The sequence below is a fragment of the Actinoplanes sp. OR16 genome, assembly GCF_004001265.1.
In the GTDB taxonomy this organism is placed as follows: Bacteria; Actinomycetota; Actinomycetes; order Mycobacteriales; family Micromonosporaceae; genus Actinoplanes.
In genome coordinates this window covers 4,448,916-4,464,088 of sequence record NZ_AP019371.1, presented here as the reverse complement: position 1 = coordinate 4,464,088, position 15,173 = coordinate 4,448,916, and the positions used below count along the sequence as shown (strand labels likewise).

The following is a 15,173-nucleotide window of genomic DNA, read 5'->3' as shown; positions in this document are numbered from 1 at the left end:
CGCTTCTCCTTCTCTAGAAAGCCAGATCTGTTCCGGCCACGTATCCGAAGGTCATCGCCGGGCCGAGGGTGGAACCCGCGCCGGCATAGCTGTGTCCCATCACGGCCGCGCTGGCGTTGCCGGCGGCGTAGAGGCCGGGGATCACCGAGCCGTCCGGACGCACGACACGGGACCGGGTGTCGGTGGTCAGCCCGCCCTTCGTCCCCAGGTCGCCCGGGACGATCTTGAAGGCGTAGAAGGGCGGCAGCCAGATCGGCGCGAGGCACGGGTTCGGGGTGTTCGTCGGGTCGGCGAAGTAGGCGTCGTAGGCGCTGTCGCCACGGTGGAAATCGGTGTCCCGGCCGGCACGGGCCTGCGCGTTGACACGGTCGATGGTGGCTCGCAGCGCTGCCGCCGGCACGCCGATCCTGCTCGCCAGGCCGGTGATCGTCCAGTCCTTGACCAGGGCGCCGCTGTCGTACCAGGTCTGGGGGTAGGGCAGCAGCGGTGCGGTCTCCTTGAACAGGTAGCGGTTCCGGTAGTCCTGGTCGGTGATCATCCAGGCCGGGAAGTGATTCCCCTGGTACATCACATGGACGACGTCGCTGTAGGGCGCGGCCTCGTTGACGAACCGCTTGCCCGCCGCGTTCACGAAGACGGTGCCGGGCAGGGTGCGCTCGGAGAGGCAGAAGTACGGCCCCTCGGGCAGCGGGATCATCGGGCCCCACCAGGAGTCGTCCATCAGGGCCAGGCCGGCGCCGGCCCGCTCACCCGCCTCGATCCCGTCGCCGGTGTTCGAGGAGGCGCCGACCGTCCAGTCCGTCCCGATCGGCTCGGCCTGGAACTGCTTGCGCATCCGCTCGTTGTGCTCGAACCCGCCACTGCCGATCACGACGCCCCGGCGCGCCCGGAACAGCGTCTCCTTCTGATCCTGGAGCGCGATCACTCCGGCTACGCGGCCATTCTCGACATACAGGTCCACCAGCGGCGTCTTCAGATTGACCGGTACGTCGGCAGCCAGCAATCCGGCCCGCAGACCGCCGGCGAGCGCCTGCCCCATGGTGATCGGGTTCTTGCCCTGGGCTGCCAGCCGCAGGTATCGCAGCACCATGTCACCGGCGACCGCCACACCGCGCGGATGCCGGGCGATCAGCGCGAGCCAGCGGTAGTCGACGTCGTAGATCACCGTGCCGGCGGGCGTCGGGATGTAGGACGGGTTCAGGTTCGCCAGCTCGTCACCGAGGATGTTCGCGTCGAGCGCGTCGGGTTCGATCGAGCGGCCGTTCGGCATCCCGCCGGCCAGCTCCGGATAGTAGTCCGGGTACGCCTCCATCCAGCGGAAACGCAGCGGCGACCAGCGCTGGATGAAGGCGATCGCCCGCGGGCCGGCGGTGAGGAACGCCTGCCGCCGGGCGGCCGGGACCTCGGGGCCGACGACCGCTGCCATGTACGCGTCGGCCTTGGCGAACGTGTCCGGCACCCCGGCCGCGAGCACCACGTCGTTGTTCGGCACCCAGATGCCGGCGCCGGACCGGGCCGTCGAGCCTCCGAAGACAGCCGCCTTCTCCAGCACCACGGTGCTCAGTCCGCTGCGGGCGGTCGTGAGCGCGGCCGTCATGCCCGCGGCGCCGGCGCCGGCCACCACCACATCGAACTCCGGCATGAGTTCCCCCTGTCCGCTCGGAACTAGAACAGGTTATAGCAGTGTGAGATGATTCACTAGCGGTGCGGCGTGCGGAGAGAGCGACCGTTGATAGAACCTGATTCCATCGACGCCGCTCCGGGGAGATGACGTGACCGATAGGCTTCAATCCGTCGACCGCCTCCTCGCCCGGCGCGAGGCGATCGCCGATCTGGGCGACGCGCTCCGCGAGCTGATCGAGCACGCGACAGCGACCGAGGCGTCCACCGACGACCTGCTCTTCGCGGCCGATCTCCTCCGGCAGGCGTCCGCGCCGCTCGGCGAGCGCAGCCGGGGGCGCAGCGAGCTGTCCACCGCCGACGATCTGCTCGGCGGGGTGCGGATGTACAACCCGGTGATCGGCAAGGGCAGCGCGCTGGCCCCGCCGGTCCAGATCGAGAGCGCCGACGGGGTCGCGGTGGGGACCTGCACGCTGGGCTTGGCGTACGAAGGACCGCCGATGTACGCGCACGGTGGCGTCAGCGCGATGCTCCTCGATCAAATGCTCGGGCATGCGGTGACGAGTTCCGGCAATCCGGGCATGACCGTGCGGCTCGACACGTCGTACAAGAGTCCCGTGCCGTTGAAGACGGCCCTGCGCCTGACCGCTCAGGTCACCCAGGTCGAGGGGCGGCGGGTGACCGCCGTCGGGACGATAGCCACCGCCGAGAACCCGGACGAAGCGCTGGTCACCGCGACCGGGCTGTTCGTGGCGCTGCGGGCCGAGCAGGCGCGGCGGCTGTTCGGGCCGGTCATGAGGCCGCGGGCGAGCTGAGGATCTCCGCCAGTCTCCGCGAACGGTGGTACTCGCCGGGCTCCCCTGGGGTGATCACGCCGTCCGGGACGGGGAGGAGATCGTGGAGCCGGGTGGCGTCGGTGGCCTCGTGCCAGCCGGTGCCACCCGCCGATGCCGCGACCTGCCATGCCGCCAGGGCCTCCTCCGGGGAGGCGTAGTAGCCGCTGTGCACCGTCACCGGGTGGGCGCCGGCCGTGTCGACGTCCCAGAGGTAGTAGCGGGCCGGGCCGGCGAATCGGGCGAGGATCGCGAATCGGGCACCGGACCGATCACGGGTCCAGAGCGGGCGGCCGATCAGCTCCGGATCCTCGATCTCCGCGTCGATCCGCGCCCGCTGGTCGGCCGGGAGGATCGCGGCCAGGGTCAGGAGCAGTGGCCGGACGGCTGCGGCGGCCGCCTCGGCGATGAGGGCCTCGGCGACCTCGTCCGGACCGCCGAACCGCTCGATGAGCTCGCCGAGACCGCGGCACACCTCGTCCTCGCCGGCGCCGCCGCCCAGCGACACGACCAGCTCCCGGGCGGCCGGGCGGGCCTGCTCGACACGCCGTGAGTTCGCCGCCTCCCAGGCTTCGAGGACTATCCGCGCCGACTCCCGCCTGCTCTGGTCACGGCGGCGTTCGGCACGCGCCGTGGTCTTCGATCGGGTCGGCTTCTTGCGCTTACGGGAGACCGGCACGCGCCGACCATAAGCGGATCTCCCATCGGTCTGACCCTTTCTGTCACCCGCACGGGTTCCAGCCGTCGCTCCCGCGCAGCGCCGCGTCCACCGTGTAGGTGAGCGCCTCGTCGTCGGTGAGTTGCGGGCGGTCGGCGGTGACGGCGGATCCGGGGCCGGTGTTGCGGTACTCGGCGAACCGGGCCTCCTCCCACGGCCAGATGCCGAAGTCGGACCACGGCGTGCCCGGGATGTGGGCGCCGATCCAGGAGTTCCGGATGATCGTCTGGCCGATCGCCTCCGGGTCGTTGCTCGGGTGCCACGGGCGGCCGAGGAAGACGGATCCGGGCGGGGCGTCGGCGGTGAAGCGGGAACGGTGGAAGAGCAGGCCGTACGGGTTGTCGCGGTCGGTGCTGGGCGCGGTCACATATCCGGCCGGGGTGGTGTTCCGGTTCAGCGAGTGCACGTGACAGCGGTCGAAGGCGGCGGTGGCCCGGCCGAAGATGAAGTCGACGTCGCCCTCCACGTAGCAGTCCCGGAAGTACGCCCGGGCGATCACGCCTGCCGCGGAACTGTTGACGTACAGGGTGTCCTGGTTGCCGAGGAATCGGACGCGGTCGAAGACGAGCCGGTCGGCGCGGGTCAGCACGGCCACCGCCTGCCGGTTGGTGATCTCCGGGTGGGCGGCCGCGTCGAAGAGGTTCGCGAAGGTGAGGTTCGTGGCCCGCAGGCCGGCGCCGTCCACGGTGACCGAGGCGCTGCCCGACGTGCCCCAGGTGCCGCCGTCCGGCTTCGGGGTGCCGTTGGCCCGGTCGTCGGCGATCACCACGTCGGCCGGCGAGCGGCCGAGACCGCGCAGCTCGATCGAGGGCTTACCGGCCGGGATGACGACCTGACCGAGGTACGTGCCGGGTCGCACGCCGATGACCGCGGGCTCACCGGCCGGGACCGCGTCGATCGCGGCCTGCACGGAGGTATGGTCGCCGTCGCCGCCGGCCGCCACCGTGAGCCGGAGCCGCTTCGGCACCGGCAGTGCCGCAGCCGCCGGAAGGGCCAGGAACATCCGTCTGCGCATACCGTCCTCCAACAGCAGGAAAGGGCTTTCCCGGCGAGCACGGTAGGACGGCAACTCAATTCATGTCAATGGATACGTTCGACGACCAGCTTGTGCACCTCGCCGAGCAGCGTCTTCGAGTCGAACGGCTTGTGGATCAGCGGGGCGTCCGGCGGCATGGCCTGCCCGCCCGGCGCCGGCCCGCTGGTGTAGCCGGACATGAAGAGCACCGGCAGGTCGGGCCGATCCCGGCGCAGCTCGGCCGCGAGCTGGGTGCCCGACATCCCCGGCATGATCACGTCGCTGAGCAGCATGTCGAACGTGAGGTTCTCCTCGCGGTACATCCGCAGGGCCTCGTGCGGGTTGGGAGCGGCGGCCACTTCGTACCCGGCCTTGCGCAGCAGCCGGCAGACGATGTCCCGGACCGCCTCCTCGTCCTCCACCACGAACACCTTGTGCCCCTCGCCCGGCTTGGCCTTGGCGACCGGCACGGGCGTGCTCACGGCGGACGCGACCGGCTCGGCGCCGGCCGGCAGCCGCACCCGCAGCGTCGTGCCCCGGCCCGGCTCCGACTCCAGGCTGATCGTGCCGCCCGCGTCGGTGACCACCCCGTACGCCGTGGCCAGCCCCAGCCCGGTGCCGCTGCCCCGGCCACGGGTCGTGAAGAACGGCTCGAACGCCCTGGCCAGCACCTCCGGCGGCATCCCGCAACCGGTGTCGACCACCGCGAGGCACACCTGCGGCTCGCCGCCGGCCGTCTGCTCCAGCGAGGTGACGATGGTGAGCCGGCCGCCGTCCGGCATCGCGGCCCGCGAGTTCAGGGCGGCGTTCATCAGGACCTGCTCCAGCTTGCTGCGGTCCATCACGACCGGCGGCAGGCCGGACGCCAGCTCGGTGCCGAACTCGATGTCCTCGCCGAGCGTACGGCCGAGCAACCGCTGCATGTCCGCGGCGACGGCGTTCAGGTCGAGGATCTCGGGTCGCGACGGCTCCGAACGGCTGAAGATCAGGAGCTGCCGGGTGAGCGCGCTGCCCCGGTTCGCGGCCTGCTTGATCCCGGCCGCGTCGGCGTGCCCGGGATGCTCCTCGCCCAGCTCGTCGGCGATCATGTCGGCGTAACCGGATATCACCGCGAGGATGTTGTTGAAGTCGTGCGCGATCCCGCCGGCCAGCTGGCCCAGCGAGTCGAGCCGTTCCGCCTGGCGCAGCTGCTGCTCCAGCTCGGCGCGTTCCTTCTCGGCGGCGATCCGCTCGGTCACGTCCCGCAGGATGCCCTCGACCGCCACGACCCGGCCGCTGTCGTCGGCGACCGTGGCGGCCCGCTGCTCGATGAAGACGATCTCCTGGTCGGCGCGGCGCAGCCGGAACGTGATGGTGCTGGTCCGCGGCGACTGCCAGGACTGCTGGAACAGCGGGCGGTCCTCCGGCAGCACGCAGTCCAGGATCAGCCCCGGCTCGGCGTAGAACTCCTCCGCCCGGCGCCCGGTGATCGACTCGACGGCCCGGCTCAGGTACTCCATGCCCGGATCGGGATCGATCCGGTACCGGAAGATGATGTCCTGCGCGTGCTCGGCCAGCAGGCGGAACCGTTCCTCGCTGTCGCGCAGCGCCGCCTCGGCCCGGGTGCGCTTGGTGATGTCGGTGGAGATGCCGGCCACCGCGTACGCCCGGCCGCTCTCGTCGATCAGCGGGAACTTGACGGTGATGTACCACCGCGACTCGCCGTCCTCGCCGGGCGCCTCCTCCTCCATCTGCACCGGCACACCACCGGCCAGCGCCTCGAGGTCGTTCTCCCGGAACGCGTCAGCGATGTCCGGCGGGAACAGGTCGTGGTCGGTGAGCCCGACGATGTCCTCGCGGCGCAGCTTGAAGAGGCGCTCGTACTCGCGGTTGACCAGCAGGTACCGTCCGTCGGCGCCACGCATGTAGATCACCGCGGACGTGTGATCGATCAGCGCCATGAGCTGGTCACGGCCGATCTCCGTCAGCGGTGGCCGCGTACTTGGCATCACCACGCCCCCGTCAACCGGCCAGCTCCACCACCACCCGGCGGGTCGCTCCCCCAGCGGACCGTACCTCCGCGATGGGCCCGGCATCCTGGTTTTCGGTGGTAATCACCGGACGCAGGGGCGCGAGGACGTGATTCTGCCGGGCCCGGGTGAGCCGCTCCAGGAACGTTTCCGTCATGCCGGTGGTGCCGGCCCGGTTCGACACCAGCTCCTTGTCGCCGAGGCCGGCTGCGTCCCGCGCCCGCTGCGGCTTGAACAGGAACTTCTTGGACAGCATCAGGTGCGCACCGGCCGCCCGGGCGTGCATCTGGAGCAGCCGGTACCAGTCGATCAGGGCCGGGTGGTGGGCGATCTGCCGCCGCAGGTCACCGTCGTCGCCGAGGCGCAGCTCGTGCGGGTCGGTGCCGATCGCGGCGAGCACCCGCTCCGGCAGGGTCGGCATCGACATCAGGGTGCTCAGCTCGTGCCGTTCGGCGTCGAGCAACGCCGGGAACAACCGCCGGGCCTGCTGGTCGTAGTCGTCCACGGCGATACCGAGCAGGAAGTCCCGTTTCAGCGCCTCCGGGTCGAGCGCGCCGCTCGGCGGGATGTCGCCGAGTGTCCAGTGCGCCGCGAACTGGCGGAACACGTCCATGAAGTGCTCGGCCGGCATGGTCTGCTCGGGCGGCAGCGAGGCGAAGTCGACCATCAGCCTGCGCAGCGCGTCCAGCAGCACCGTGGCGAGGCGCACCCGGTGGCGGGCGTCCACGCAGATCAGGCTCGCGTCCTCCCGGGTCAGCGGGCAGAGCAGCTCGTTCACTGCCAGCTCGACCGCCTCCCCCTGCTTGACCAGCAGAAAGAAGCGCTCCTCCCCGGGTGAGCCGGTGTAGCTGCGGATCCGGCCGTCCTCGAAGACGCCGGGCAGCTCCGCGAGCACCTCGTCGCCGAGCAGGACCCGGATCCGGCCGACGTTCCAGCGCACCAGCGAGGCGAAGCTGTCGCGGTCGTAGTGACCGGTGCCGGTGTGCTCGGCCAGCGCCGCGAAGTAGGCACGGAACGGGAATCGCTCGGCGCCCGCGGTGAGGCCCTCGAAGGCCAGCTCGGGGTGCTGGACCCCGCCGGGCGAGTGCTCCTGGTAGTGACGGGCCACCGAAGCGCCGACGAAGCCCAGGTTGACGACGAGCTGCTGTGCTTGCAGCGGGGTCAGCTGGGCCACTTCGGGCAAGTGATTCAGAACGTGCTCCTCGAGCTGGGCGTGCAGCAGCTCGGTCGGGGCGTCGTCCTGCAGGATCATGCGGTTCAGGCGGGGAAGTTCGTGCAACACCCAGTCGCCGATCTGGTCCGGAAACATCCGGGACACCACCTCCTGTCTCCTAGATCGGCGGTGATTCGCGGACCGTTAAGAGAGGACCGTCACTGCGAAATCGCGTTTAACGAAAAATCGGATAAATAACTTTAAAGCGTACGCATTGACTGTCATGGATAGAGTCGCTCGGGACGCGAACGTCGACAGGGAGCAGAATCTCGATGACCGAGCAGATGACCCGCCGTACGCTTCTCACCGCGACAGCGGCCGCCGTTGCCGCACCGACCCTCCTCAGCGCGCCGGCCGGCGCCGGGACCACCAAGGTCCCCTCCGCGATCCGTGAGCTGGAAGACAAGATCCAGGCGGCGATGGAGACCTACGCCGTGCCCGGTGTGGGCCTCGGCGTCTGGTACCGCGGCCGCGAGTACGTGCGCGGCTTCGGCGTGACCAGCCTCGCCGACCCGTCACCGGTCGACGGTGACCACACCGTCTTCCGGGTCGCCTCGACCACCAAGACGTTCACCGGGACCGCCGTGATGCGCCTGGCCGAACGAGGTGAGATCGACCTGGATCGTACGGTCCGCAGCTATCTGCCGGACTTCCGCACCACCGACCCGGCCGCCTCGGCACGGGTCACCGTCCGGCAGATCCTCGACCACAGCGCCGGCTGGCTCGGCGACTACTTCCTCGACACCGGCATCGACGACGACGCCCTCGCGCGATACGTCGACGGCATGGCCCGGCTTCCGCAGCTCACCGCTCCGGGCACGGTGTTCTCCTACAACAACGCGGCCCTCTCGCTGAGCGGCCGGATCATCGAGGTCGTCACCGGGAAGACCTACGAGCGGGCGATCGGCGACCTGCTTCTGCGTCCGTTGCCGCTGCGGCGGTCCGGCTTCGACATCACCGGCATCGCGGGGGCGCGGATGGCCGTACCCCATGTCCTCGATGATCTCGGCAATCTCGTGCCGGAGCCGGCGCGATGGTACGTGCCCCGCAGCCTCAACCCGGCCGGCGGGCTGATCTCGAGCGCGCGGGACCAGATCCGGTGGGCGCGATTCCACCTCGGCGACGGAGGCGGGCTGCTGACCCGGCGCTCCCTGCGGCGGATGCGCTCACGTCCGGGACCCGGCGGCACGCTCTTCGTCGAACTCGACGGCGCCGGGGTGACCTGGATGATCCGGCCCACCGCCGAGGGGCCCGAGGTGGTGCAGCACGGTGGCGACTGGGACGGGCAGCACTCAGGATTCCTGATGGTGCCGGAACGGGACTTCGCGCTCACCGTGCTGACGAATTCGGACACCGGGCCGGCCCTGCTCGACGACCTCTTCGTCGGGGACTGGGCGCTCTCCCGGCTCGCCGGGGTGCACAACCTCCCGGCTGAGGTGCGGCCGCTCGGCGCCCGGCAGCTGGCCGCCTACGAGGGGTGGTACGCCTTCCAGCAGATCGGTTTCGACGGCGAGTTCTACGAGGTGGCGCTGGAGTTCACTGCTGACGCCGGCGGGCTGATCGCGCGGTCGGACGGCGACGAGGTCATGCGGCTCGGGTTCTACCGGCGAGACTACGCGGTGGTGCACCTGCCGGACGGAACTCCGACGCCGCAGCGGGTGAACTTCGTCCGCGGATCGGACGGGTCGGTGCAGTGGTTCCGGTTCGGCGGACGGCTGCTCCGGCACACGCCGCCCTCCACGCTGCGAACCACCGCGACCAGGCCGTTCCCGCTTCGGATGCCGATCTAGCGGCTTGGATCCTGGAGGGCCGCTGTCGTGCGGCCCTCCAAGGTCAGCTGTTCTCCTGGCGGCGCTTCAGGCGGCGCTGCTCGATGCGGCGCCAGCGGTCGTAGACCTCGGCCGCCGCCTCGGCGGGCTCCGACGCCCGGCCGGCCTTCCACTGGCGGGGCAGGAACGACTCGGCGCCGAGCCAGAGGAGCTCACTCATCGGCACCGTCCCGCCGTGCAGCCGCATCAGCTCGGCCGCGACCGCCGCGGCGTGCTCGCTCCGCCGCCACATCTCCACCGTCGAGCCGCCGTTCAGCAGGTCGTCGCGATCGTCCGGGTGCAGTTCCATAGAGCCCTCCGCCGTGATCCATCCAGCGCGAAACCGCAGGTCACGATGCTGGAGCGGCAAGAATCCGCGCTGATCACGGCCGGTGTCAAGTCTCTTCCGTTTCTCTACCGTTGAAGATCACAGACAGAGTTCGCGGGAGGTCGGTTATCTCCTCGTGAAGGCCTTCTCCAGCTCGTCGTCGGTGATCCCCCGCGACTTGAAGCCGGTGGTGCCGCTGTCCAGGAGCTCCCGGGCGGCGTCGCGCAGCGCCCCGTACGCCGCCCAGGCCAGGCCACCGCCGATCGAGACCCGTCGCACTCCGAGATCGCCCAGCTGCTTCACATCGAGGCCGCCGGCGAGCGCGAGCACATTCACGGGCGCGCCGGCTTCGGCGACCACACGAGCGATATCGGCGCTCTCCCGCAGACCGGGTGCATAGACGACGTCGGCTCCGGCTTCCCGGTACGCCCGCAGCCGCGTGATCGTATCGTCAAGATCAACATGGCCGTACAGGAAGTTCTCCGCCCGGGCCGTCAGCACGATGCCGTGCCGGGCAGCCGCCCGAGCAGCCGCCGCAACCCGCTCCGCCGCCACCTCCAGCGCCTCCACCCGCTCGGCCGCCGGGTCGTAGTCCTCGATCGAGATCCCGGCCGCGCCCGCCTCGGCGAGCAGATCGGTCGTCTCGGCGATACCGTCAGCGGTGTCGGCGAAACAGCGCTCGGCGTCCACGTTCACCGGAATGCTCACCGCCGCGGTCAGCGCCCGCACGTGCGCGACCAGCTCATCCCGGGTGACCTGCTGATCCAGCTTGCCGAGCGAGGCGGCCAGGCCGGACGAGGTGGTGGCGAGCGCCGGGAAGCCCCAGCTCTCCAGGAGGCGGCCGGAGCCGACGTCCCACGGGTTCGGAATGATGAAGGTGCCCGACTCGTGCAGATCCCGGAAGCGTTCGCGAACGTTCGTCATGATGTCCACGTTAGGCTCCGGGTCGTGTCGTCCCGCAGCTCATCCCTCGCCGAACTCACCGTCCTAGTCCGGGAGTTCGCCCAGGATCGGGAATCGGAACCGTTCCACACGCCGAAGAACCTGGCCATGGCCCTGGCCGGCGAGGTGGGCGAACTGCTCGCCGAATTCCAGTGGCTGGCCGCCCGAGGCTCAGCCGTCAAGAGCGCCCCTTCCTGAGCCGACGATCAACGCACACGAATACGCTCGCCGTGTGCCCTGACCGCCCCCTCACGACCGCCAGCGCACACAACCGCGCACGACGCGTCCGCTCACCGCCCTCTCACCCGCCACTCAAGGCGGCCACCGCACACGACCACACGCCGCGTCCGCTCACCGCCACCATGGAGACCGCCACCGCACACGACCAGACCCCGCGTGCGCCCACCGCCCCCTCACCGCGGCCACCGCACACGACTACACGACGCGTCCACTCACCGCCACCTACGCTCGTCGCGTGCACTGACCGCCCCTCACGACCGCCAGCGCACACAACCGCGCACGCCGCGTCCGCTCACCGCCCCCCTCACCCGCCACCCACGGCGGCCACCGCCCTCTCACCCGCCGCCCAGGGCGGTCAGCGCACACAACCAGGCCGTTTGGGTGCGGTCGGGACCTCAGTAGACGTCCCGGACGTAACGCTTCTCCGCGGCCAGCTGCTTCAGATAAGCCGTCGCCGCCTCCGGGGAGAGCCGGCCGTGATTGACCGCGATGTCGTGCAGCGCCTGGTCCACGTCACGGGCCATCCGGCTGGCGTCGCCGCAGACGTAGAAATGCGCGCCCTCCTGCAGCCACGACCACAATTGAGCGCCCTGTTCGAGCATCCGATCCTGGACGTAGATCTTCGTGCGCTGGTCGCGGGAGAAGGCGAGATCCAGCCGGGACAGCGTTCCGGCGGATCGGAGGGCGGTCAGCTCCTCCTCGTAATAGAAGTCGGTGGCCCGCCGCTGTTCGCCGAAGAACAGCCAGTTGCGGCCGGTGGCGCCGCGCGCCTGCCGTTCTTCCAGGAAACCGAGGAAAGGTGCGACACCCGTTCCCGGCCCGACCATGATCATGGGGGTGGACGGGTCGGCCGGCGGCCGGAAATGCGGTGCCCGCTGCACGAACAACCCGATCTCGGCGCCGTCCGGGGAATCGGCCAGATGGGTCGAGCAGACGCCCTTGCGCTGACCGAAACGGACCACCGAGACGGTCAGGCTGACGTGATCCGGGGCGGTCAGCGGGGTCGAGCTGATCGAATACAGCCGCGGCTGGAGTCGCTTGAGGACGCCGAGCCACTCTGACGCGGTGGCGCGCACGGGATGTTCGGCGAGCAGATCGGCGGCCTGCCGCCCATACGCCCACTTCGCCAGCTCGCCCTTGTTGTCCGGCCGGAGCAGCGTCTTCAGGTGGGCGGCGCCGGTGCGGTCGGCCGTGAAGCGCAGCAGATCCGGGGTGATCCGGGTGATGTCGAGATGGCGGGACAAAGCCTCCCGCAAAGGGATGTCCCCGATTTTGTCGAGCGCGACCGAGGTCGTCGCCGGCAATCCTGTCAGGGACAGGAACTCGGTGACCAGATCCGGGCAGTTCACCGGCCAGACGCCCAGCGCGTCGCCTGCCTGATAGTCCAGTCCGCCGTCGGTCGTGAACGTGAACCGCCGCACCTCCTTGGCCGATCCGGGCCGGCTGAGCAGGCGGTTGCCGGCGAGGGTGGCGGTGAGCGGCTTCGCCTTCGTCGGGGCCGGGCGCGGAGGGAGGGTCAGCGCGGTCACGACCGATTCCAGCCAGCCGGTGGCGGTGTCGGAGAAGTCCGGCTCGCAGTCGGCGCGGGGCGCCATCCGGACCGCGCCCAACTCGGCGAGGCGTTCGTCGAGACGGCGTCCGTGACCGCAGAAGTCGTCGTAGCTGGAATCGCCGAAAGCGAGCACCGCATAGCGCCGCCCGTCCAGCCGGGGAGCGGTCTCGCCGGAAAGGGACTGCCAGAACGCCGTACCGTTGTCCGGGGCGTCCCCATCGCCGAACGTGCTCGTCACCAGAAGCAGATCCGCGTCCGGTTCGAGCAGTTCCTCGGCGGCCGAGTCCATTCCCAGAACGCTGATCTGCCGCCCGGTCGCGGAGAGCCGCCCGGCCAGTTCCCGCGCGAATTCCTCGGCGTTCCCGGTCTGCGACGCCCACAGGATCTGGAGGCTGCCCGCGATCGGCGGTTTCTCCGGGACGAGAGCCTGATGCGGTACGACCGAAGCCCCCGCCATCACGCCGTTCACCCATTGCGCGGTTCCCCGGTCGAAAGGCGCGTTGCCCGGCAGCACCGGCGGCCCGGCCAGTCCCGGCGGCAACCCGGCCAGGAAACCCGCGAGGTAGCGCCGCTGATCATCGCTGAGCGCGGGCGGCACCGGGTCGAGCCCGAGCATCGCGTGCAGCCCACCGGCCGGCGCCGCCACCTCGACCTCGGCGGCGACCGGCGTGGCGACCTTGGTGAGCGACACCGCGCAGACCTTGAGCTCCGGCTGGAACGAGAGCGGATCGACGGCGTCGCTGGTGACCGCGTTGACGCTCACGTACTCGCCGAACAGGTCGTTCCAGTGGATCGGCGCGAAACAGGCACCGGGCGCGACCCGGTCGGTGAGCACCGCCGGCAGCACGGCCCGGCCCCGCCGCGACGCGATCTCCACCTGATCGCCCTCGGCGATCCCGAGCGGACCGGCGTCGTCCGGGTGGATCTCGACGAACGGGGCCGGGTTCAGCCTGTTCAGCTTGGCGATCTTGCCGGTCTTCGTCATCGTGTGCCACTGGTGCTGGAGGCGGCCGGTGTTCAGCACGATCGGGTAGTCGTCGTCGGGCATCTCGGCGGGATCGAGGTGGGGCCGGGCGTGGAAGACGGCACGGCCGTCCGGGGTGGCGAACCGCAGGCCACGGTCGGGGTCGACGTATCGGATCGGGTTGCGGGCCGGCCCGCCTTCCGCCGCCGGCCACTGGACCGGGCCGTCCGAGAGGCGCTGGTATGACACGCCGCTCAGGTCGTACCCCGTCTGGGGGTTGGAAAAGCTCTTGATCTCCTCGAGGATCTCCTCGGCGCTCGCGTAGTCGAACGCGGCGGCGTAACCCATCTCGGCCGCCACCCCGGCGATGATCTGCCAGTCCGGCATGGCGTCGCCGGGCGGCTCGGCGGCCGGGTGGACGAGCGTGAGCGACCGCTCGGAGTTGATCATGATGCCGTCGGTCTCGGACCACATCGCCGCGGGGAGCGCGATGTCGGCATAGGCGTTCGTCTCGGTCTCGGCGAACGCGTCCTGCGTGACGACCAGCTCTGCCGCTTCAAGACCAGCGATCACGGTACGCCGGTTCGCGACCGAGGCGACCGGGTTGGTGCAGACTATCCAGCAGGCCTTGATCCGGCCGTCGGCCATCTGCTCGAACATGTCGATCGTTCCCTTGCCCACCTCGGTCCGCAGGGTGCCGGCCGGCACTCCCCAGATCCGCTCGGTGAACTCCCGGTCGGCCGGGACCAGCACCGATCGCTGGCCGGGCAGGCCGGGACCCATGTAGCCCATCTCCCGGCCGCCCATCGCGTTCGGCTGACCGGTCAGCGAGAAGGGGCCGCCACCCTTCACCCCGATCGCCCCCGTGGCGAGGTGCAGGTTGATCAGGGCGTTCGTGTTCCAGGTGCCGTGGGTGCTCTGGTTGAGACCCATGGTCCAGAGGCTGACCCATTTCGTGCCGGCCGCGCCGATCCAGTCGGCGGCGGTACGGATGTCGCTCTCCGGGATGCCGGTGAGCCGCTCGACCTCGCCGGGTGGGTAGTCGTCCAGGAACTCCGGCATCGCGTCCCAGCCGGTGGTGTGGGCGTCGATGAAGTCCCGATTCTTCGGGAGGAGGGCTAGTAAGCCGTTCAGGAGCGCCAGGTCCGTGCCGGGCTTGATCTGCAGGTACAAGTCGGATTTATCCGCCGTGGCCGTCCGCCGCGGATCCACCACGATCAGCTTAGCGCCGGCCTTGACCCGCTCCATCATCCGCAGGAACAGGATCGGGTGGCAGTCCGCCATGTTCGAGCCGATCACCAGGAAGACGTCGGCGTGGTCGAGGTCGTCGTACGACCCAGGCGGTCCGTCCGACCCGAGCGACAGCTTGTATCCGGTGCCCGCGCTCGCCATGCACAGCCGCGAGTTCGACTCGATGTTTTTCGTCCCGATGAAGCCCTTGACCAGCTTGTTCGCGAGGTACTGAGCCTCCAGCGTCATCTGACCGGACACGTACATGGCGAAGGCGTCCGGCCCGTGCTCGTCGATGATCGCCCGCAGCCGCCGCCCGGTCTCGGTGATCGCCGCGTCGGCGCCGATGCGCTGCGGGTCGGCGCCGCGCCGGGGCCGGAGCAGCCCCGTGTCCAACCGGCCCGGCGCGGCGAGCAGCTCGACGCTCGTCGCGCCCTTCGTGCAGAGCCGCCCGGCGTTCGCGGGGTGCGCCTTGTCGCCGGCGGCCTTGACCACCCGGCCGTCCTCGATGTCGAGGACGATGCCGCAGCCGACGCCGCAGTACCCGCAGACGGTTCTCACCTGGGTGCTATCGGCAGGCACACGTTCCCCCTTCGAAGGCCGACACGACCAAAGCTAGGGAGTCGCGGTTTCAGGCCGTCGTCGGAACTGTGCGACGCTGATTACCCCGGCGTCACTACGGGCGTGATCGCGTTGTGAGC

At 70.2% G+C, this 15,173-nt stretch carries 11 protein-coding genes; 3 read left to right on the top strand and 8 right to left on the bottom strand.

The features are described 5' to 3' along the window. Window positions 1-13 precede the first annotated feature (13 nt). Complete coding sequence (gene kstD / locus EP757_RS20565; protein WP_127548400.1) at window positions 14-1,642, bottom strand: 3-oxosteroid 1-dehydrogenase; 1,629 nt, start codon at window positions 1,640-1,642, stop codon at window positions 14-16. Window positions 1,643-1,772: 130 nt separating this feature from the next. Here kstD and EP757_RS20560 point away from each other — a divergent pair, with 130 nt between their 5' ends. Beyond that, window positions 1,773-2,435, top strand: coding sequence for a PaaI family thioesterase (locus EP757_RS20560; RefSeq protein ID WP_127548398.1), 663 nt, complete (start codon window positions 1,773-1,775; stop codon window positions 2,433-2,435). Here the strand turns inward: EP757_RS20560 and EP757_RS20555 are convergent. The 4 genes from EP757_RS20555 to EP757_RS20540 form a co-directional block, all read right to left on the bottom strand. Further along, window positions 2,413-3,132, bottom strand: coding sequence for a hypothetical protein (locus EP757_RS20555; protein WP_127548396.1), 720 nt, complete (start codon window positions 3,130-3,132; stop codon window positions 2,413-2,415). The genes EP757_RS20560 and EP757_RS20555 overlap by 23 nt on opposite strands. A 43-nt stretch (window positions 3,133-3,175) precedes the next feature. Continuing rightward, window positions 3,176-4,186, bottom strand: a complete 1,011-nt coding sequence (locus EP757_RS20550; protein WP_127548394.1) for a pectinesterase family protein — start codon at window positions 4,184-4,186, stop codon at window positions 3,176-3,178. A gap of 65 nt (window positions 4,187-4,251) precedes the next feature. Next, window positions 4,252-6,174: a PAS domain-containing sensor histidine kinase gene (locus EP757_RS20545; protein ID WP_127548392.1), complete on the bottom strand. Its 1,923-nt coding sequence runs from the start codon at window positions 6,172-6,174 to the stop codon at window positions 4,252-4,254. 13 nt (window positions 6,175-6,187) lie between these two features. Next, window positions 6,188-7,504 carry a hypothetical protein gene (locus EP757_RS20540; protein WP_127548390.1) on the bottom strand — a complete coding sequence of 439 codons (1,317 nt, stop codon included), beginning with the start codon at window positions 7,502-7,504 and terminating at the stop codon, window positions 6,188-6,190. Window positions 7,505-7,680: 176 nt separating this feature from the next. Here EP757_RS20540 and EP757_RS20535 point away from each other — a divergent pair, with 176 nt between their 5' ends. Next, window positions 7,681-9,198: a serine hydrolase gene (locus EP757_RS20535; protein WP_127548388.1), complete on the top strand. Its 1,518-nt coding sequence runs from the start codon at window positions 7,681-7,683 to the stop codon at window positions 9,196-9,198. A 43-nt stretch (window positions 9,199-9,241) separates the two neighbouring features. Here EP757_RS20535 and EP757_RS20530 read toward each other — a convergent pair whose 3' ends face one another. Both EP757_RS20530 and EP757_RS20525 read right to left on the bottom strand, forming a co-directional pair. Then, window positions 9,242-9,526, bottom strand: coding sequence for a hypothetical protein (locus EP757_RS20530; protein ID WP_127548386.1), 285 nt, complete (start codon window positions 9,524-9,526; stop codon window positions 9,242-9,244). A 144-nt stretch (window positions 9,527-9,670) separates the two neighbouring features. After that, on the bottom strand, window positions 9,671-10,468 hold the full coding sequence (locus EP757_RS20525) for an isocitrate lyase/phosphoenolpyruvate mutase family protein (RefSeq protein ID WP_127548384.1): 798 nt from the start codon (window positions 10,466-10,468) through the stop codon (window positions 9,671-9,673). Between the two features lie 24 nt (window positions 10,469-10,492). Between EP757_RS20525 and EP757_RS20520 the strand changes: the two genes are divergently transcribed. Continuing rightward, window positions 10,493-10,684: a hypothetical protein gene (locus EP757_RS20520; RefSeq protein ID WP_370457842.1), complete on the top strand. Its 192-nt coding sequence runs from the start codon at window positions 10,493-10,495 to the stop codon at window positions 10,682-10,684. A gap of 437 nt (window positions 10,685-11,121) precedes the next feature. Here EP757_RS20520 and EP757_RS20515 read toward each other — a convergent pair whose 3' ends face one another. Beyond that, complete coding sequence (locus tag EP757_RS20515; RefSeq protein WP_127548382.1) at window positions 11,122-15,054, bottom strand: bifunctional nitrate reductase/sulfite reductase flavoprotein subunit alpha; 3,933 nt, start codon at window positions 15,052-15,054, stop codon at window positions 11,122-11,124. Window positions 15,055-15,173 lie beyond the last annotated feature (119 nt).

Bases quoted from the DNA above. Each gene is read 5' to 3' on its own strand.
- kstD (WP_127548400.1), bottom strand. From the start codon at position 1,642: ATGCCGGAGTTCGATGTGGTGGTGGCCGGCGCCGGCGCCGCGGGCATG.
- EP757_RS20550 (WP_127548394.1), bottom strand. From the start codon at position 4,186: ATGCGCAGACGGATGTTCCTGGCCCTTCCGGCGGCTGCGGCACTGCCG.
- EP757_RS20545 (WP_127548392.1), bottom strand. From the start codon at position 6,174: ATGCCAAGTACGCGGCCACCGCTGACGGAGATCGGCCGTGACCAGCTC.
- EP757_RS20540 (WP_127548390.1), bottom strand. From the start codon at position 7,504: ATGTTTCCGGACCAGATCGGCGACTGGGTGTTGCACGAACTTCCCCGC.
- EP757_RS20535 (WP_127548388.1), top strand. From the start codon at position 7,681: ATGACCGAGCAGATGACCCGCCGTACGCTTCTCACCGCGACAGCGGCC.
- EP757_RS20530 (WP_127548386.1), bottom strand. From the start codon at position 9,526: ATGGAACTGCACCCGGACGATCGCGACGACCTGCTGAACGGCGGCTCG.
- EP757_RS20525 (WP_127548384.1), bottom strand. From the start codon at position 10,468: ATGACGAACGTTCGCGAACGCTTCCGGGATCTGCACGAGTCGGGCACC.